The following is an 18,916-nucleotide window of genomic DNA, read 5'->3' on the forward strand; positions in this document are numbered from 1 at the left end:
GATGGGCGACGCCGGCCACCGTGTTCGCGGCCAAGATGTCATGCTGAAACAACGTCGGTGTTGCGACGAGCTGTTGAATCCGCCCGGCGCCCGAGGGTCAGTATTCAGACGGCATCGACACTGAGCGCCACCCAGCGGGATCCGTGCCGGCGGGAACCACAGATCGCACTGGACCTGGTCCCCGGGCCGGTAGGACAACCGATCCGCCGGATCGACCGGGGCATACTCGCTGCGGATGGCTCGAAGATTGTCCCGGAACCAGGTGACGGACCCCGACCACCCCACCCGCTCGGCCAGCACCGTGGCCGGCATCATCGGGTGCTCGGCCAGCAGCGCCCGCACGGCCGGCTCGACATCGCGGAAGGCGTTGGGCCCGGTGGACCTTTCATAGCGCGGTGGTCGCGAGGCGGTCACGGCCTTGGCGACCGTGTTCCGCGAGATCCCCAGCCGCGACGCGATCTGGGACTTCGGCACCCCCTCGGCATGCAGCCGACGGATCAACGCCCAATCTTCCACAGTGATCACACTCCAATCATCGAGTGCTCACTTTTCGACCGGGTGCTTTCTCGTCATGGTCGCAACACCTGACCGAAAGTTAGGCCATGACAGCACCACTGAGAGGACATGATCGCCGCGTCGGGCGGCGGCCGATGTCGGCCAAACGGGAACAGTTCCTGAAGATGATCGGGCAGGGCTGGACCGTGGCCGCCGCGGCCCGTGAACTGGGGATCAACCGCAGCTCGGCGAACAACTGGAAGAACGGCTATCGGGTGGCCTGCCCCGACGGCACCGTGGTCGTCTTCGAGGCGCTCACCCCGACTCCACAGCCGATTTCTGCCCGGTTCCTCTCGCAAGAGGAGCGGCTGATGATCGCCGACGAGCTCCGGGCCGGCACCAGCCTGCGTGGAATCGCCGCGCTGCTGGGCCGAGCTCCCTCGACGATCTCCCGCGAGGTGCGCCGCAACCGCGGCGGGCTGACCACCTACCGACCCTTCACCGCCGAACAGCTCGCACGCCACCGCCGGCAGCGCCACCACCGGCTCAAGGTCGAGGCCGACACCCAGCTGGGAGGCTGGGTCGCCGCGCGGCTGGCCGAGTACTGGAGCCCCTCTCAGATCGCCCGTGCCCTGCCGGCTACCTTTCCGGGCCAGGAAGAACGCCATCTGGCGCACGAGACGATCTACCGCGCCGTCTACCGCCACCAGCTCCCGCCACTGGCCCGGGGGCAGCGGTCCTGCCTGCGGACCGGACGCACGTACCGGAAGGCCCATCGCCACCCGTCGGGACTGTAAGAAGAACGGTGTGTGAGGGTCCGGCCTGATCCGAAAGGAGACGGCCGTGTCAGAGTTCACGACCGAGATGACAGGCCCGATGATCGATCCTGTGACGGGAGAGATCATCGATCAAAAGGAACTTGCCGAACAGCTCCTCGCCCAGGCCAAGGAGCAGGGTGTGAGTCTGGTCGGGCCCGGCGGCCTGCTGAACCAGCTCACGAAGAACGTCCTCGAGACCGCCCTGGAAGCCGAGCTGACCGAGCACCTCGGTCACGACCACGGGCAGACACCGATTGCGGCGAACATGCGCAACGGCACGAGGCCGAAGACCGTGTTGACAGAGATCGGCCCCGTCGAGATCGAGGTGCCCCGGGACCGGGACGGGTCCTTCGAGCCGGTGATCGTGCCCAAGCGCAAGCGGCGTCTGGATGGGATCGACCAGATCGTGCTCTCACTGTCGGCCCGCGGGTTGACCACCGGTGAGATCGCTGCGCACTTCGAGGAGGTCTACGGGGCCAAGGTCTCCAAGGACACCATCTCGAAGATCACCGAGAAGGTCACCGGCGAGCTGAGCGAGTGGTCCTCCCGCCCGCTGGACCCGCTCTATCCCGTGCTCTTCATCGACGCAATCGTGGTGAAAGTCCGCGACGGGCAGGTGCGCAACACCCCGTTCTACGTCGTCATGGGCGTCACCACGAGCGGGGAGCGGGAGATCTTGGGCATCTGGGCCGGTGACGGCGCCGAGGGCGCCCGGTTCTGGCTGCAGGTCTTCTCCGAGCTCAAAAACCGGGGCGTCGAGGACGTGCTCATCGCCGTCTGTGACGGGCTCAAGGGCCTGCCGGAGGCGATCACGACTACCTGGGATCGCACGGTGGTCCAGCAGTGCATCGTGCACCTGATCCGCAACAGCTTCCGCTACGCCGGTCGGCAGCACCGTGACGGGATCGTCAAGGCGCTCAAGCCGGTCTACACCGCCCCGTCCGAGGCCGCGGCGAAGGACCGGTTCGCCGAGTTCGCCCAGCAGTGGGGCCAGCGGTATCCGGCGATCGTGCAACTGTGGGAGAACTCCTGGGCGGAGTTCGTGCCGTTCCTGGAGTACGACGTGGAGATCCGCCGGGTGATCTGCACGACGAACGCGATCGAGTCGATCAACGCCCGCTACCGGCGGGCGGTGCGGGCCCGAGGGCACTTCCCGAACGAGCAGGCCGCGCTGAAGTGCCTGTATCTGGTCACTCGGTCCCTTGACCCCACCGGCGGCGGTGGAGCACGCTGGGTGATGAGGCGGAAGCCGGCGCTGAACGCGTTCGCGATCACCTTCGCCGGACGGTTCGAGAGAACCACTCACTGATGAATACCGCCGGACCCCACACACCGTTTATCGGACAGTCCCCACGCAGGCATTCTTCGCCGCCCACAGCATCAAACGGCTACATCGGGTGGTCACCGACAACGGCGCCAACTATAGGGCCAAGAACTTCACCCACACCGTCGAGGTCCTCGCGAGCCAGTAACAGCGGATCAGGGCGTACACGCTGAGGCAAAACGGGAAGGTGGAGCGGTGCAACCGCCTGCTCGTCGACGAGGTACTGGACACGCGTAGCTACGTTGGCGAGCTGGCACTCCGGTCAGCGATCGGAACCTGGGACATCACTACAAGCACCACCGCCCCGCACACCGCCTGCGGCGACAAGCCCTCGGCCTCAGGAGTTCCTGCCCGAGTCAATTAGGCCGTGCCCTCATACAGCTAATCATCGTGGAAGTCTGGCTCGAGATCAGCGCGCCACAGGCCATGCCTCGGGCCGACGTAGCCTTCTGCTTGAACTCAACGCCAGGATCCGCTCCCTCGACAGCGCCTGGAACGACCGCTGTCACCCGTTGATGTGGAACGTGACTAGCACCGAAAGCTTCAACAAAGCCAATTGCTCAAGGACTTCAAAGACGGGCCACTAGCTGAACCGCATCCAAAACAGCCCCAACAGTCACCCGCGCAACACACTCGAAAATCTGAAACCATTGGGAAATTGCTCAGATTCGTTGCGCCCACCAGTTGAATCCGCCATTATTCACTACCCGGCATCCTACGTTAATCAAACGCCAGTGTTGTGCGAATCATCGCCTAGTAGTCTGTTTTCGATTATCTGCTGCACCATTCAGAATATCAAGCGCCGCACGCAACGTCGTTGACGACGTGTGCAATGTGTATGGGAAGTACATTACCTGTACGCCCACTTCGGCGAACATTTTTTCGCGCAAGATTCCTCGGGGTGTATTTCTCCAGTCATCGCCCTTAAATACAATATCGAATTGTAACTGGCGCCATGTGTCGAGCGTATCCGGCGCATAGTCAATGTGCACCTGGTCAACATAGTCGATATGTCGCACAATTTCGGCTCGCTCATTCTCAGGAATTAGCGGTCCTCTTCCTTTTGCCATCTCCAACACCTCATCGGAGGCAACCCCGACAATCAGATAGTCGCAATGGCGCTTTGCTTGCGACAGTATATTCAGGTGCCCAATATGGAACAAATCGAAAGCACCAGATGCGTGTCCGACGACTGGACGCCCTGTAGATTTTTCTCTTTTTAACACTTTCCCCCATTTCGTAGCGGCTGCCATTACTGCGATCCTCCGCCCTGACCTACATGTTACGTATTACAATGGTGAAATTAGAATTAGGTTCCGACTGTTGATTTCCTGAATTTCTGTTAATCTCGCAAGAAGCCATTCTGGGGCACCCATTCAGACCCCGACTTCCAGGTGCCGCATGTCGTGGAACCACTTGGTCAGCGCCAACACGGTACGTCCGATAGTGGCCAAGGCGAGGACAGTATAGATGGCCATGAACAAAGCGGGCCACCCCAAGGCCAAGAATGCCAAGCACAGAACTCCGTAATCCGTCGGGAGAAGAAGAATGGATTTCGACCACCGAAAGCTATCTGGCTGGTGCGCAGGGGCGCCCGCGGCCTGTTTCAGACCCTCTTTCAGCATGATGGCAAAAAAAGTGACGTTGTCCGCGATGAGATATGCCAAGGGGATGAGGCACCACAGGAGGCTGTTCAGTTCAAAATGCCGTACTGCGGTTATCAGGACCACGATGTGGAGAGTTGAAATCTTGATACAGTCCAATACGTGATCAAGCCACTCCCCTGAAGCTGTGCCCCCACCCTGCAATCGAGCGACTTGCCCGTCGGCGGAATCGAAGGCATATCCAAGGAACAGGGATAGCCACACCGCAAGTCCCACCCAGACGAGGGGTGGGCTCAGGGCGACCACCGCTAACCCCGTGAATGTGAAGAACGCACTTATTATTGTGACTTGATTCGGCTCTAGGCCAGCACGGTATGCCCATGCGGCCAAAAGGCGACCAATTGGGCGATTGACTAGTAGCGTAAACGCTGGAGCACCAGCGGTGCGGCGCTTTTGGGCCGTTGCCAGTCGTGCCACAGTTTGACGGTAATCTTCCAGAGGTCTGTCGACACGACCTTCTCTCACATTGGCTCCCTCTCTCCGCAGCCACTGGTTCGTATACCGCGGCGCTTTACGTTTGCTTCTGAATCCGGTCCGGCTCTCCAGCTAATAAGCGAATTGAGCTTGTCATGGATAAATGTGCTCGTCCTCAGTGGTTCACCCTTGTGTGCCTCCTGGAAATCATGCGTTCACAGAAGACCGGTGTGGACCTCGGCGGCGCGATTTGGGGCCCTCTCACTTGAGCTAGACGATACAGTTATTGCTTTTTCTGCCTATGTCGCTTCAGCAGTGTTTTCCATGCGAATCGGCATGAGCTGCTTGTCAACTGGATGCCGTGGCCATGATGTCTAGCAACGATCCCTGCCGGCGGGTGATACGGCGCTTTGGCGGTTCTCACCGGGTGGCCCCAAGTTACCATCGTGGCCCTGACCTGCATACGAGATTTGCGGAAGCGAACAACTGTGTTTCTGCATGTCCTTCGCTTGCTTTGAATTATTGTGAGTCGTGAGGTTATTGGCACGGGTGGGGCGACAAGGTGAGCAACGGGCTCCTGGCCCAGGATGGAAGTCCCTACACCATCCGCCCGTATGAGAGAGCCCGTTCGTGACTCAAGTTAACGCACGCCTGACCCCGACCGCCCGGATGCGCGCGGTCGCCCGCCACCTCTGCGACGGCATACCGAAGGCCCACGTAGTCGGGGAGGACGGCTTGAGCAGTCCGCGAATGACCACCTGGGTGTGGCTCGATACTGCGACGAGGGTGAGGAGGGGTTCGCGACCGGCCCTCGGTCCCGTCCTCGCCCTCGGACCAGACCGCTCCGGAGGTGGCGGAGGGCACCGCTGACTTGCGCCGGGCCCGAAGTGGTTGGCCCGGTTGATTCGGCGCCCCTAACCACAGGGGGCTGTCGCGATGAGAATGGATACGGACCCTGGCGCCCACTGGTGCCATCGCCCTGCGCACGGTCTGGCGGTGGCTGCACGGGCTGGGAATCTCCCGGCGGCAAGACCTGACCCCAGACGGTGAGGACTGGTGGCCCGTATTTGATGTGGTTGATCGGTTGGCTTTCTTGAGGATCTCGGTGCTGGTCTTTGTCCACACGAACGGGTGACAGCGGTCGTTCCATCCGGTGACGAAGGCCCGGATCTTCTTGTTGAGCTCGGCCACGGAGGCGACGTCGGCCCGGTGCAGGGCCTGGCGTTCGACGATCCCGAACCACACCTCGACCAGGTTCGTCCACGAGGCCGAGGTCGGCGTGAAGTGCACCTTGAACCTGGGGTTCTCCGCCGGCCAGGCTCTGACCTCGGGGGTCTTGTGCACGGCGTAGTTGTCCATCACCAGGTGCAGCTCCCCCTGGGGGTAGGCCCGGGCGACCTGCTTCAGGAACGCCAGGAACTCCTGGCGCCGGTGCCGGGGCTTGCAGGCTGCGGTCACATGGCCGGTGGCGATCTCCAACGCCGCGAACAGTGTGGAGGTCCCGTGCCGGACGTAGTCATGGGTCCGGACCGCCGGCTTTCCCGGCTGCATCGGCAGCCCCGGCGCCGTGCGCTCGAGGGCTTGGATCTGGGACTTCTCGTCCACGCAGAGCACGATCGCGTTCTCCGGCGGGGCCAGGTAGAGCCCCACCACGTCGAGGTCCTTCGCCACGAGCTCTGGGTCTGTGGAGAACTTGAAAGAGCCCTCCCGCCACGGGGCGACCCCGTACTCCCGCCAGGCCTTCGCCACGGTGCTGTGGTCGATCCCCAGCCGGGACGCCAGCAGCCGCGAGGACCAGTGAGTGACCCCGAGCTTCTTCGGCGGCGGTCTGAGCGTGGCGGTGACGATTGCCCGGTGGTCGATCTGCCGGGGCCGGCCTGACCGGTCGTGGTCGGCCAGCCCGGCGATGCCGGCCTGCCCGTAGCGGGCCCGCCAGGCGATCACGGTGGTGCAGGTGGCCCCGACCTTCTCGGCGATCTCGGTGTTGGATACCCCGTCGGCGGCGAGCAGCACGATTCTTGCCCGCTGCGCCAGCCCGGCACGCACCGAGGTGGAGTGGACGAGTTGGGTCAACTTCTCCCTATCGCCTTCCCGCAATAGCAACGCGGCCGCAGGATGGTTTGCCATAACCTATGGTCCCACCGCTTGATGCGTTTAGTTAGTTCGACCACGGGCCACTAGCGGCACCCACCGTGACGGAACACTGCGTACTGGCCCGGGCCCATGACCCTTCTCGACGTCAAGAAGGTCGCGTAGATTCCGGACGGCACCGTTTGGCGCGCCCATGGCCGCGGGTTCACGGCGGCAAAGAAGTCCAAGCGCGATACTGGGGTCAGGTTCGGCTACACCTACCTGCACCCGGCCATCGAAATGCGTTCTCCTCGCTGGTCTACACCGAGGCGCCCGAGGATGAGCGGGACCGTCACCACGATAGTATTTTTTGCCCGCACGAGGGCTTTCTTCGCCGCCCACGGCATCATGCGGTTACACGGGGTGATCCTCGTCAATGGCGCCAACCAACGGGCCACAAATTTTACCCGCACAGCTGAGGCCTTGGCCTCGAAGCACCAGCGGATCAGGGTGTACACGCCGCGCCAGAACGGGAAGGTCGAGAGATTCGACCGACTACTCGTCGACGAGGTCTTCTGCACTCGGAGTTACGCCGGCAAGCTGGCACGCCGGACCGCAGTCGGAGTATCGGTCAATTAGTCTAGTTACTACCGCACGCATACCGCCTACGGCGAGAAGCTCCGACCCGAGTCGCTGATGAAATGCCCTCTTGCATTTCGTCGTCGGAAAATCAGTGATCAGTCGACTATCGGGCTCTGGCCGCTCTGGTCATTAGGCCGGGAGCGGCGCGCGAAGGCACAGACGAGAAGGATCTCAGACCCTCCGGGAGTCAGCGCCCGGCCAGCCAGGCCTCGGCCTCCTGGGACTGCAAGGACAGGGCCTTGCCGATGAACGGCTCGGCCGCTTCGGCGACCATCTTGCCCACGAACGGGATGTTGGCCTTGACCACGCAGTGCACGTGCACGTCGGTGGTCTCGCCCTGCGGGGTGAGGGTCTGGGTGGCGGAGCCCGACACCGGCAGCGCACCCACGGAGATCTCGGTGCGCACGATCCGGATCCCGTCCGCGTCCGGGGTGTGGTAGGTGTCCACCTGGGTGAGCTGCACCGAGGAGCCCACGAACTTCCGGGCCATCTCCGGCAGCCGGTCCGTTGCCATGGTCCGCACCGTGGTCACGGCGAACTGCGCCTCCACGTCCCCGGCGACCTCCACCGAGTCCAGGGTGGCCCCGGCGCGATGGGTCACGTGCCGGATGAACTCCTCGTCGGTGAAGGTCACCACGACCTGGTCGAGGGGAGCGGGGACGGTGGTGGAGGCGGTGACGGCCATGGAGGACTCCTCGGTAGCGGCGGATCGGCAGCGGCGGTTGCGTGCTCCCATGGTAGGCGGGCCTTCGACCCCCGGGCCGTGGGTTCCGGGAGGGTCCCTGTCGGGGCCCGGGAGTAAGCTGGGACCCGCGAACGTTGGCTCCGACAGCCTCTGTGCTCCACCAGCACCCCACTCAGCGTCCCAGGAGACTGCCACCCCATGACCTTGTCCGGACTGCTCGCCGCCCTCGGGGCGGAGCGCTCCTTCGCCAATCTCCGCACCCAGGCCGGCCTGCCGCCGGGGGAGCGCAGCGCCGAGACCGTGATCAGCGCCCCGGACGGGATGCGCGCGGTCCTCACGGCCCAGCTGCGCGGCGCCCTCGACGACGCCCCGGCCCCGGCCGGATCCCGCCCCCCGGTGGTGCTGGCCGTGACCGCGACCGGCCGCGAGTCCGAGGACCTCGCCGCGGCCCTGGGCGCTTACCTGCCGGCCGGGGAGGTCGCGGAGTTCCCGGCCTGGGAGACCCTGCCGCACGAGCGGCTCTCGCCCCGCTCCGACACCGTGGGCCGCCGCCTGGACGTGCTGCGCCGGCTGGCCGGCAAGGACGCCGAGCGCCCGCTGCGGGTGGTCACGGCCCCGGTCCGCTCCGTGCTCCAGCCCGTCGTCGAAGGCCTGGGGGACATGGCCCCGGTGCGCTTCGCCCGGGGAGAGGAGCTCGACTTCGACGCCGCCGTGACCTCGCTCGCCGAGGCAGCCTACGCCCGGGTGGACATGGTCACCCGGCGCGGGGAGTTCGCCGTGCGCGGCGGGATCATCGACGTCTTCTCGCCGGTCGAGGACCACCCGGTGCGCATCGAGTTCTTCGGGGACGAGGTCGACGAGCTGCGCTGGTTCGCCGTGGCCGACCAGCGCACCCTGACCACCGGGGACCACCCGGAGCGGCTCGTGGCCCCGCCGTGCCGCGAGGTGCTCATCACCCCGTCCGTGATGTCCCGGGCCGCGAAGCTCAAGAACTCCCTGCCCGGCGCGGAGTCCATGCTCGAGCGGATCGCCGGCGGCATCTACGTGGAGGGCATGGAGTCCCTCGCACCGCTGCTGGTGGACGGCCTGGTGCCCATGCTGTCCCTGCTCCCGCCCGGCTCGCTCGTGGTGGTCATGGAGCCGGAGAAGGTCCGCACCCGAGCCCACGACCTCGTGGCCACCAACGAGGAGTTCCTCCTCGCCGCGTGGGAGTCCGCCTCGGACGGGCAGTCCGCGCCCATCGACATCACCTCCGCCGAGCACATCGTCCGGAACGACGACGGCGAGGGCCGCACCCTGGCCTCCGGGTCCTTCCAGACCCTCGCCGAGGCCCGGGCCACCGCGCTGGAAACCGGCCTCGGCTGGTGGGCCGTCACCGCCCTCAACGTCAACGCGGTGGCCGGCCAGGACGTGGACGCGGACACCGCCGCGGAGGACATCGCGCTGATCGACTCGGACGCCGACACCCTCACCGTGGCCGCCCGGGACCCGCTGGGCTTCCACGGGGACGTCGAGGCGATGCTCGAGTTCCTGCAGGGGCGGGTGGCGGACGGCTGGCGCGTCGTCGCCGTCACGGAAGGGCCCGGTCCGCTGACCCGCATCGCGGAGCTGCTGCACGAGGCCGGGATCCCCGCCGCCCGCCGCGAAACCCTCGCCGAGCAGCCGCAGCCCGGGATCGTGGAGCTCACCACCGCCGTGGCCGGCAAGGGCTTCGCCCTGGACGGGCCGCGGATCGTGCTGCTCACCGAGGCAGACCTGCTGGGCAAGGCCAGCCCCTACACCACCAAGGACATGCGCAAGCTCCCGGTGCGGCGCAAGCGCAACGCCGTGGACCCCCTGGCGCTGAGCCAGGGCGACTTCGTGGTGCACGAGCAGCACGGCATCGGCCAGTTCGTGGAACTCATCCAGCGGCCCATCGCCGGGGCGATGATCAAGCCCGGCCAGCCCAAGCCCGTGCGCGAGTACTTGGTGCTCGAGTACGCGCCCTCCAAGCGCAACGGCCCGCGGGACCGCCTGTTCGTGCCCACCGACCAGCTGGACCAGGTCACCAACTACGTGGGCGGCGAGACCCCCACCCTGTCCAAGATGGGCGGGACGGACTGGAACAAGACCAAGCGCGCCGCCAAGAAGGCCGTCCGGGACATCGCCAACGAGCTGATCCGCCTGTACTCGGCGCGGATGGCCTCCCGCGGGCACGCCTTCGCGGAGGACACCCCGTGGCAGCGCGAGCTCGAGGAGGCGTTCCCCTACATCGAGACGCCGGACCAGCTGACCACCATCGACGAGGTCAAGGCGGACATGGAGCGGGAGGTCCCCATGGACCGGCTGATCTCCGGGGACGTGGGCTACGGCAAGACCGAGGTGGCGGTGCGCGCGGCGTTCAAGGCCGTGCAGGACGGCAAGCAGGTCGCCGTGCTCGTGCCCACCACGCTGCTGGCCCAGCAGCACGCCGAAACGTTCACCGAGCGCTTCTCCGGCTTCCCCGTGCGCCTGGCCGCGCTCTCCCGGTTCCAGACCGCCAAGGAGACCAAGGAGACGCTCGCCGGGCTGAAGGACGGGACCGTGGACGTGGTGATCGGCACCCACCGGCTGCTGTCCAAGGAGGTCCAGTTCAAGGACCTCGGCCTCGTGGTCATCGACGAGGAGCAGCGCTTCGGCGTGGAGCACAAGGAGAAGCTCAAGGCGATGCGGACCAACGTGGACGTCCTGGCGATGTCCGCGACGCCCATCCCGCGCACCCTGGAGATGTCGCTGACCGGCATCCGCGAGACCTCCACCCTGGCCACCCCGCCGGAGGAGCGCCACCCCGTGCTCACCTACGTGGGCGCCTACACCGACAAGCAGGTCTCCGCCGCCGTCCGGCGCGAGCTCATGCGCGAGGGCCAGGTCTTCTACATCCACAACCGGGTCTCCTCGATCGAGCGCAAGGCCAAGGAGCTCGCCGAGCTCGTGCCCGAGGCGCGGATCGCCGTGGCGCACGGGCAGATGTCCGAGTCCCGGCTCGAGCAGATCATCGTGGACTTCTGGGAGAAGAAGTTCGATGTCCTGGTGTGCACCACCATCGTGGAGACCGGCCTGGACATCGCCAACGCCAACACCCTGATCGTCGACGGCGCGGACCGCTACGGCCTCTCACAGCTCCACCAGCTGCGCGGGCGCGTGGGCCGCGGCCGGGAGCGGGCCTACGCCTACTTCCTGTACCAGGCCGAGAAGCCGCTCTCCGAGACGGCGCTGGAGCGGCTCAAGGCCGTCGCCGCCCACAACGAGCTCGGCGCCGGCATGCAGCTGGCCGTCAAGGACCTCGAGATCCGCGGCGCCGGCAACCTGCTGGGCGGGGAGCAGTCCGGGCACATCGCCGGGGTGGGCTTCGACATGTACCTGCGCCTGGTCGGCGAGGCCGTCGCCGAGTACCGCGGCGAGGAGGACGAGCGGCCCACCGAGATGAAGATCGAGCTGCCCGTCAACGCCTACCTGCCGCACGACTACGTCCCGGGGGAGCGGCTGCGCCTGGAGGCCTACCGCAACCTCGCCAACGCCGCCACGGAGGAGGCGATCCAGGAGGTCGCCGACGAGCTCGTGGACCGCTACGGCGAGGTGCCCGAACCCGTGCAGAACCTGCTCGAGGTCGCCCGCTTCCGGGTGACCGCCCGCGCCGCCGGCCTCACCGACGTCGCGGCGCAGGGCAACATGGTCCGCTTCGCCCCGGCCGACCTCCCCGAGTCCCGGCAGATGCGGCTCACCCGCCTCTACCCTGGCGCGCAGGTCAAGGCGGTGCCCGGCACCGACACCTTCCAGGTGCTCATCCCCAAGCCCAAGACCGAGCGGATCGGCGGCAAGGACCTCGTGGACGGCGCCGTGCTCGCCTGGGCCCGCGGCGTGGTCGAGGCCGTCTTCGCGAAGGAGCCGGCCACGGCCTGATCCGTCAGCCCAGCCTCCGCAGTCCGGTCCACCGGGCACGGAAAAGGTCCCCTCCCGCGGTGGGAGGGGACCTTTGCGGTGCGAGCGGTCGTCGGGTCGTCGTCGTCGGACCCGGCGCGGCCCTACTCGACGTTCTTGCCGTACTTGTCGCCGTGGTGGACGGCCGCGGTCTTGGCGTCGCGCTCGCGGGCGTCGCGGGGGCCGTCGTCGAACGCGGCGGCGGTGCGGCCGCGGCCCATCTCGGGGACCTCGGTGGTCGACGGGACGTCCATGAGGACCGTGCGCCCGCCGAAGGCCTTCTTGGCGGTGCTGTTCTGCAGGATGCCCACCGGGATGAGCAGTGCCAGAGCGTAGAGGCCCAGGCCGAGGATCCAGATCAGCGGGCTGTTCGGGTAGCTGGCGAAGGCGATGAAGCTGCCGATCATGATGGCCATGCACAGCGCGAGGAACACGAAGTTGTTGACCGTGCGTCCCTGACCGGAGTGCGAGCGCACGGTGGCGCCGCCGCTGCGGCCGGTCGACGCGTCCGCCGAGGCGCTGGTGGAGGACTGGGCTCTGTTGGCCATGGATCTAACCCTTCTGGCGGTGGGAGGCGGCCGGTCACGGGCGGCCGCGAAGCATTCCCGGCCAGTCTAGTCGCACCGACCGACGCCCGGATGCTCCTCGCGACCGCCCCCTCCGGAACGACGACGGCCCCCTGCCGCGGATGCGGGAGGGGGCCGTCGGTCGTGGTGCGGGACGGGCTACTGGGTCGCCTTGCCCAGGGTGTCGTCTTTGTGCTCGGCGCGGACCTCGGCGTCCCGGGTGCCGATGTTGCGGGGCGGGTCCGGGAAGGCCGCCGCGGTGGTCGGCTCGCCGGCGACCTCCGTGCTCGGCGGGACGTGCATGAGGATGGTGCGCCCGCCCTCGGCCTTCTTCGCGGTGCTGTTCTGCAGGAGGCTCACGGGGATCAGCAGTGCCAGGGCGTAGAGGCCCAGGCCGACGAACCAGATCAGCGGGCTGTTGGGGTAGCTGGCGAAGGCGATGAAGCTGCCGATCATGATCGCCATGCACAGGACGAGGAACACGAAGTTGTTGACCGTGCGTCCCTGGCCCGAGTGGGAGCGGACGGTGGCGCCGCCGCTGCGACCGCTGGGCGTCGCGTCCGCCGCGGTGCTGGTGGACGACTGGGCTCGGTTGGCCATGGATCCAATCCTTCTGACTATGGGAGCGGCCGGCCACGGCGGCCGCGGGGCGTTCGGGGCCAGTCTAGTCGCTCGGGCGCGGCCCGCGGCGGTGCCCGGCGGAGGGCGCGGCGGGCCCCGATGAGGGCGCGGTGAAGCCCGGTCGCTGCGGCCGGCCGGGCGGGGCCCGGAGCGCTCCGCGGGGCTGGACCCGATGCGCGGCCGCCCGGCGGGCGCGTCGGACTCAGCCGAGGAGGGCGGGACCGCTGCTGGCGCCGATCCGGGAGGCGCCGGCCTCGATCATCGCCAGGGCGTCCTCGCGGGTGCGGATCCCGCCGGAGGCCTTGACGCCGATGTCCGGGCCCACGGTGGCGCGCATCAGCCGGACGTCCGCCACGGTGGCCCCGGCGGTCGAGAAGCCCGTGGAGGTCTTCACGTAGTCCGCGCCGGCGGCCACGGCGGCCTCGCAGGCCAGGACCTTCTGCTCGTCGGTCAGCAGGCACGTCTCGATGATCACCTTGAGCCGGGCCCCGCCCCGGTGGGCGGCCTCGGCCACGGCGCGCACATCGGCCTCGACCCGCTCGCGCTCGCCGGCGCGGGCGGCGGCGATGTCGATGACCATGTCGATCTCGTCGGCCCCGGCGGCCACGGCCGTGGCGGTTTCGAACGCCTTGACCTCCGTGGCGGACGCGCCCAGCGGGAAGCCGACCACGGCACAGGTCAGCACGTCGCTGCCCGCGAGCTGCTTCCGCACGAACGGCGTCCACAGCGGGTTGGTGCACACCGAGGCGAAGCCGTACTGCCTGGCCTCCGCGCACAGGGTGGCGATCTGCTCGCGGGACGCCTCCGGCTTGAGCAGCGTGTGGTCGACGTAGGAGGCGAGCTGAGGGGTGGTCACGGGCGGCCTTTCGACAGGACGGGCGGGTCGCGCCCAGCCTACCGGCCGCCGCCGGGAGACCCCGATGATGCCCCCTCGGCGGACCCGGCTCACGGCCCGGCGGAAGACCCTGCGGAGAGGCGGCGGCACCGTCGGACCGGGGGCCGTGACCATTCCGACACAATTACATCAGGAAAGTGTTCGCTAATCCGGTGTGATCTGCTACATTCGGTGCACGGCGAACAAAATGTCCGCCTGACCTGCGGCCTTGGCGGTTGCCGAGCGGTCGCAGGGGTGCGTCGGGATACCCCCGGTTCCCCTGACCCCCGTCCTGGCGCGCCCCCGCAATCGTCCCGCGCTCGCCCAGGGGCGGGGTGGGCCCGCGGTCGGTGGCGCCTACCGCCCGTCGTCGTCGGGCTGTCCGCCGGAGAGGGCGTCGGTGAGCTGCTTGAGCATCGCGCCCATCCGGAAGCGCTCCGGCACGAGCGGCTCGATCCCGAGCTCCAGCAGCGGCGCGGCCGTCACGGGCCCCACGGTCGCGGCGAGCATCCCGCCGCGGAACGCCGCCAGCAGCTCTTCGTGCAGGCCCAGCTCCTCGGCCGTGCTGAACAGCGCGTCCACGGCCGGGGCGGCGGTGAACGTCACGGCGTCCACCCGCCCGGCCGCGGCCTCGCGCACGAGCACCGGCACCTGCCCGGCGTCGTCGGCGGAGGCCCACCGGTAGGGCGTCACGGTGAGCACGCGGGCCCCGGCGTCGGTGAGCCGGCGGCGCTGGACCACGTCGGCGATCCCGTGCAGCTGCAGGCCGATGGTGCGCCCGGTGAGGTCTCCGTCGTGCTCGGCCAGGACGAGGTCCACGAGCCCGGCGGTGGTCTCGTCCGCGGACATCCCGGCGTCCTCCAGGCCCAGGCCGCGCACCGCGCCCCGGCCCTTGGGCCCGCGCACGTAGACGGCGGCCTCGCGCAGGCACAGCAGCAGGTCCGCGTCGAAGCCCTGGGCCACGGCGGCGTCGTGCCAGCGGCGCAGGCCGTAGCCGGTGGTCAGCAGCACGAGGTCCGGGCGGGCCTCGAACATCGCCCGGGAGGCGGCCGCGAGCCCGGCGTCCTCGCCGACCGGCTCCACGCGCAGGGCGGGGGCGTGCAGCACGCGGGCGCCGCGGCGCTCGAGGGCGGCGATCTGGTCCTCGGAGCGGCGGTGCGCGGTCACGCCCACCACCCGGCCGGCCAGCGGCAGGTCCTCAGCAGCCATGGGCGGTGACCTCCGCGAGGAACGCGTCCCGCTCGGCGGTCGCCAGGCGGACCACGGGACCGACGACGACGACGGCGGGCGAGCCGCAGCCCGCCGCCGCGGTATCCGCGACCGCGGTGGCGAGCGTGCTGATCGTGGAGCGCTGCCGGTCGGTGAAGCCACGCTCCACCACCGCCAGCGGGGTCTTCGGATCGGCGCCGTTGCGGACCAGGCCGGCCACGAGGTGGGGGAGGGTGGCCACGCCCATGAGCACCACGAGCGTGCCCCCGCCGGCGCCGAGGCCGGCGAAGTGGGCGAGCTCCGCCTCGGAGAACGGCACGTGCCCGGAGGCGACCGTGAACATCCGGGAGACCTCGCGGAAGGTCACCGGGATCCCGGCCGCGCCCGGCACCGAGACCGCGCTGGTGATGCCCGGGACCACGTCCACGGGGATGCCGTGGGCGGCGCACGCGGCGAGCTCCTCGGCGCCGCGGCCGAAGACGTAGGGGTCCCCGCCCTTGAGCCGCACCACCGAGCGCCCCGCCAGGGCGTGCTCCACCATGAGGTCCTGGATCTGCGACTGCGGGACCGGGTGGTGGCCGGGGGTCTTGCCGACCGGGACGATCTCGGCGCCGGGGGCCGCGGCGGCCACCGCGCCCGCGGGGGCGAGGCGGTCGACGAACACCACGTCGGCGTCCTGCAGGGCGGTCACGGCGCGCACGGTGAGCAGGTCGTCCGCGCCGGGGCCGCCGCCGACCAGGGTCACCCGGCCGCCGGTGCGGGCCGCGGGCTCCTGCACCACGGGCACGCTGGCGCCGGCCGCGGCCAGGGCCTCGCGCCAGCGCTGCGCCGCCGGGCCCACGACCACGGCGAGCGCGACGCCCGCGAGGTCCGCCGGGCCGAGCAGCGCGGGCTCGGCCACGGAGCGCACGGCGGCGCCGGCCGCCTCGTAGCGGCGCCTGGCGCGGCGGGCGTCGTCCGGGGCGCCGAGGACGAGCACCGGGACTCCGGTGAGGTCGGCGGTCAACAGCATGCGGTCCTCCAGGGGGAGAGCGGGGGTCGTGGCGGGCCGGCCGCCACTACCAGGATGCGGCACGCGTGTTACAGCACGGTTGCCCCCGTGACGTCGCGTGACGCCGGCGGCCGCCGCGGGCCGTCTTTCGTAGGCTGGGATCCATGACGACCTCCGACGCCCCCGTCCTGCTCGCCTGCGCCCACGGCACCAGCTCCCCGTCCGGGCGCACCGCCGTGCAGCGCCTCGTGGACGCCGTGGCCGCCGAGCTGCCGGGCGTCGAGGTGGTGCCCACCTGGGTGGACGTGCAGACCCCCGACCTGGCTGAGCGCACCGAGCAGTACGCCGGACGCCCCGCGGTGGTGGTGCCGCTGCTGCTCTCCGCCGGCTACCACGTCTACGTGGACGTGGCCGAGGCGGTCGCCGCCGACGACCTCCACCGGGTCTCGGCCGCCCTGGGACCGGACCGCGCGCTCGCCCGGCTGCTCGCCCGGCGGGTGCACGAGGCGTGCACGGCCGCCGGGGCCCCGCTGGCGGAGCACGACGCCGTGGTGCTGGCCACCGCCGGGTCCTCCGACCGCCGCGCGGTGGTGGACTGCGCCACGGTCGCGGAGCTGCTGGCCGAGGAACTGGGCCGACCCGTGACCGTGTCCTACCTGGCCGCCGCCCGTCCGCGCGTGGCCGAGGCGGTGTCCTCCGCCCGGGCCGGCCTGGTGGACGGGGGGCGCGTCGTCGTCGCCAACTACCTGCTGGCGCCCGGCTACTTCCTGGACCTCTCCCGGAAGGCCGGCGCGGACGTGGACACCGACCCGCTGGCCGTGCCAGAAGGAGAGGTCCCCGCCGAACTGGTGGACGTGGTCGTCACTCGCTACCGCTCGGTGGCCTGAGCGCTCAGCTCGCCCTCCCGAAACGCCGAGTCCCCCATGAGGTCGCAGTTCCCCTCGATCGAGCGGGGGGAATCGCGACGCCATGGGGGACTCGGCGGATATGGGGCCGGGGGTCAGTCGCGGGGGCGGGTGAGGTCGGCGTCCTCGTAGCGGACCATCGTCGAGCCGGTGACCAGCTTGTGGCCGAACCACAGGGCCAGGAACAGTGGCAGGCCGATGTAGGCGGTCAGGGCGGCCATGAGGTCCATGTCGCCGATGAAGGCCTGGTAGTTCTGCCCGAGGATCACCACGGCGCACAGCACGAGCGCCACCAGGGGCCCCAGCGGGAAGAACCGTGCCCGGTAGGGCAGGTCGGCGAGGTCGTGGCCCTGGACGGTGTACGCCTTGCGGAAGCGGTAGTGGCTCCAGGCGATGCCCATCCACACGATGAACCCGGCCAGCCCCGAGGCGCTGACCAGCCACACGTACGCGGCGCCGTCCCCGATGAAGGTGGTGAGGAAGCAGGCGGCTCCCACGCCGGTCGTGGCGAGCAGGGCGTTCATGGGCACGCCGCGGCGGTTGACCTTCGCGAGGAACTTGGGAGCCTTGCCGCTGTCGGCCAGCGCCCAGAGCATGCGGGTGGAGGCGTAGAGCCCGGAGTTGCCGGCGGAGAGGATCGCGGTGAGGATCACCGCGTTCATCACCGAGGCCGCCGCCAGGACGCCCGCGTTCTGGAAGACCAGGGTGAACGGGGAGATCGAGATGTCCTCGACGCCGTTGGTGAGCAGGTTGGGGCTGGTGTAGGGGATGAGGAAGCCGATCACGGTGATCGCGCCCACGTAGAAGAGCAGGATCCGCACGAACACGGTGCGGATGGCGCGCGGGACGTTCTTCTCGGGGTTCTCCGCCTCGCCGGCGGCCACGCCCACGAGCTCGGTGCCCTGGAAGGAGAAGCCGGCCACCATGAAGATCGCCAGGATGCCGAGGCCGCCGCCCACGAAGGGCGCCTCCCCGGTGGTCCAGTTCTCGAAGCCGGGCGACTCGCCGCCCAGGATGCCGACGATCATGAGGATGCCGAGCCCCAGGAAGAGCACGATCGTGACGACCTTGACGAGGGAGAACCAGAACTCGCTCTCGCCGTAGGCCCGGGCGCTGAGCGCGTTGAGGGCGAACAGGATGGCCAGGAAGGCCCCGGACCAGATCCAGGAGGGCGAGTCGGGGAACCAGTAGCGCATGATCAGCGCGGCGGCCACGAGCTCGGCGGCCACGGTGATCGCCCAGTTGTACCAGTAGTTCCAGCCGATGGCGAAGCNCGCATGATCAGCGCGGCGGCCACGAGCTCGGCGGCCACGGTGATCGCCCAGTTGTACCAGTAGTTCCAGCCGATGGCGAAGCCGAAGGACGGGCTCACGAAGCGGGTCGAGTACTCCTCGAAGGCGCCCGAGACCGGCAGGTAGGTGGCCATCTCGCCGAGGCTCTGCATCAGCAGGAAGACCATGAAGCCGATGACCACGTAGGCCAGGAGCGCCCCTCCCGGGCCGGCGGTGGCGATGGTGTTGCCGGAGGCCACGAACAGGCCGGTGCCGATGGCCCCGCCCATCGCGATCATGGTCAGGTGGCGGGGCTTGAGGCTGCGGCGCAGCCTCTCCTGGGCCGGCGGCTGCTCCTGGATCTCAGGAGCGCTCTGCTCGGCCTGCGAGCGTGCGGTGATGGTCACGCGGAATCTTCTCCTCTGCTGCGG

12 protein-coding genes and 5 pseudogenes are annotated in these 18,916 nt (G+C 68.8%); 6 read left to right on the forward strand and 11 right to left on the reverse strand.

The window, feature by feature from the left end; genetic code table 11:
• Window positions 1-525, reverse strand: a 525-nt coding sequence (locus H488_RS37200; protein WP_150110370.1) for a helix-turn-helix domain-containing protein, incomplete at its 3' end; no start/stop codon positions are given.
• A 77-nt stretch (window positions 526-602) separates the two neighbouring features.
• Between H488_RS37200 and H488_RS31475 the strand changes: the two are divergent.
• The 3 genes and pseudogenes from H488_RS31475 to H488_RS38035 form a co-directional block, all read left to right on the forward strand.
• Window positions 603-1,283 (forward strand): annotated as a pseudogene (locus H488_RS31475) (helix-turn-helix domain-containing protein); the annotation flags it as partial.
• Window positions 1,284-1,371: 88 nt separating this feature from the next.
• The gene (locus H488_RS31480; RefSeq protein ID WP_202804024.1) at window positions 1,372-2,622 is read left to right on the forward strand and encodes an IS256 family transposase; all 1,251 of its coding nucleotides are present in this window, start codon (window positions 1,372-1,374) and stop codon (window positions 2,620-2,622) included.
• Window positions 2,609-3,001 (forward strand): annotated as a pseudogene (locus tag H488_RS38035) (IS481 family transposase); the annotation flags it as partial. The gene H488_RS31480 and the pseudogene H488_RS38035, both read left to right, overlap by 14 nt.
• Before the next feature lie 382 nt (window positions 3,002-3,383).
• On the opposite strand, the gene H488_RS36670 reads toward H488_RS38035, so the two are convergent.
• The 3 genes and pseudogenes from H488_RS36670 to H488_RS0118715 form a co-directional block, all read right to left on the reverse strand.
• A complete protein-coding gene (locus tag H488_RS36670) occupies window positions 3,384-3,890 on the reverse strand; it encodes an adenylyltransferase/cytidyltransferase family protein (protein ID WP_081615821.1) in 507 nt (168 codons plus the stop codon).
• Window positions 3,891-4,013: 123 nt separating this feature from the next.
• Window positions 4,014-4,766 carry a CDP-alcohol phosphatidyltransferase family protein gene (locus H488_RS38430; protein ID WP_051063803.1) on the reverse strand — a complete coding sequence of 251 codons (753 nt, stop codon included), beginning with the start codon at window positions 4,764-4,766 and terminating at the stop codon, window positions 4,014-4,016.
• 1,020 nt (window positions 4,767-5,786) lie between these two features.
• A pseudogene (locus H488_RS0118715) lies at window positions 5,787-6,842 on the reverse strand (IS630 family transposase); the annotation flags it as partial.
• Between the two features lie 69 nt (window positions 6,843-6,911).
• Here H488_RS0118715 and H488_RS38050 point away from each other — a divergent pair.
• Window positions 6,912-7,421 (forward strand): annotated as a pseudogene (locus H488_RS38050) (IS481 family transposase); the annotation flags it as partial.
• A gap of 193 nt (window positions 7,422-7,614) precedes the next feature.
• On the opposite strand, the gene H488_RS31500 reads toward H488_RS38050, so the two are convergent.
• On the reverse strand, window positions 7,615-8,112 hold the full coding sequence (locus tag H488_RS31500) for a DUF2505 domain-containing protein (protein ID WP_017834200.1): 498 nt from the start codon (window positions 8,110-8,112) through the stop codon (window positions 7,615-7,617).
• A 198-nt stretch (window positions 8,113-8,310) separates the two neighbouring features.
• Between H488_RS31500 and mfd the strand changes: the two genes are divergently transcribed.
• Complete coding sequence (gene mfd / locus H488_RS31505) at window positions 8,311-12,030, forward strand: transcription-repair coupling factor (RefSeq protein ID WP_017834201.1); 3,720 nt, start codon at window positions 8,311-8,313, stop codon at window positions 12,028-12,030.
• A 122-nt stretch (window positions 12,031-12,152) separates the two neighbouring features.
• Here mfd and H488_RS31510 read toward each other — a convergent pair whose 3' ends face one another.
• The 5 genes from H488_RS31510 to cobA all read right to left on the reverse strand — a co-directional run bounded on the left by H488_RS31510 (window position 12,153) and on the right by cobA (window position 16,330).
• Window positions 12,153-12,596, reverse strand: a complete 444-nt coding sequence (locus H488_RS31510) for a hypothetical protein (protein ID WP_017834202.1) — start codon at window positions 12,594-12,596, stop codon at window positions 12,153-12,155.
• 177 nt (window positions 12,597-12,773) lie between these two features.
• Window positions 12,774-13,214, reverse strand: coding sequence for a hypothetical protein (locus H488_RS31515; RefSeq protein ID WP_017834203.1), 441 nt, complete (start codon window positions 13,212-13,214; stop codon window positions 12,774-12,776).
• 223 nt (window positions 13,215-13,437) lie between these two features.
• Window positions 13,438-14,091 (reverse strand): deoxyribose-phosphate aldolase, encoded by a 654-nt coding sequence (gene deoC / locus H488_RS31520; RefSeq protein WP_017834204.1) that lies wholly within the window; start codon window positions 14,089-14,091, stop codon window positions 13,438-13,440.
• Window positions 14,092-14,466: 375 nt separating this feature from the next.
• Window positions 14,467-15,318: a uroporphyrinogen-III synthase gene (locus tag H488_RS31525; protein WP_017834205.1), complete on the reverse strand. Its 852-nt coding sequence runs from the start codon at window positions 15,316-15,318 to the stop codon at window positions 14,467-14,469.
• Entirely contained in the window at window positions 15,308-16,330 is a 1,023-nt protein-coding gene (gene cobA, locus H488_RS31530) for a uroporphyrinogen-III C-methyltransferase (protein ID WP_017834206.1), read from the reverse strand. Before cobA ends, H488_RS31525 begins: the two co-directional genes overlap by 11 nt.
• 143 nt (window positions 16,331-16,473) lie before the next feature.
• Between cobA and H488_RS31535 the strand changes: the two genes are divergently transcribed.
• Complete coding sequence (locus tag H488_RS31535) at window positions 16,474-17,196, forward strand: sirohydrochlorin chelatase (protein ID WP_017834207.1); 723 nt, start codon at window positions 16,474-16,476, stop codon at window positions 17,194-17,196.
• A gap of 113 nt (window positions 17,197-17,309) precedes the next feature.
• Here H488_RS31535 and H488_RS31540 read toward each other — a convergent pair.
• Window positions 17,310-18,886 (reverse strand): annotated as a pseudogene (locus H488_RS31540) (amino acid permease).
• Between the last annotated feature and the right edge of the window lie 30 nt (window positions 18,887-18,916).

It is taken from the genome of Kocuria sp. UCD-OTCP, assembly GCF_000349605.1.
Taxonomy (GTDB): domain Bacteria; phylum Actinomycetota; class Actinomycetes; order Actinomycetales; family Micrococcaceae; genus Kocuria; species Kocuria rosea.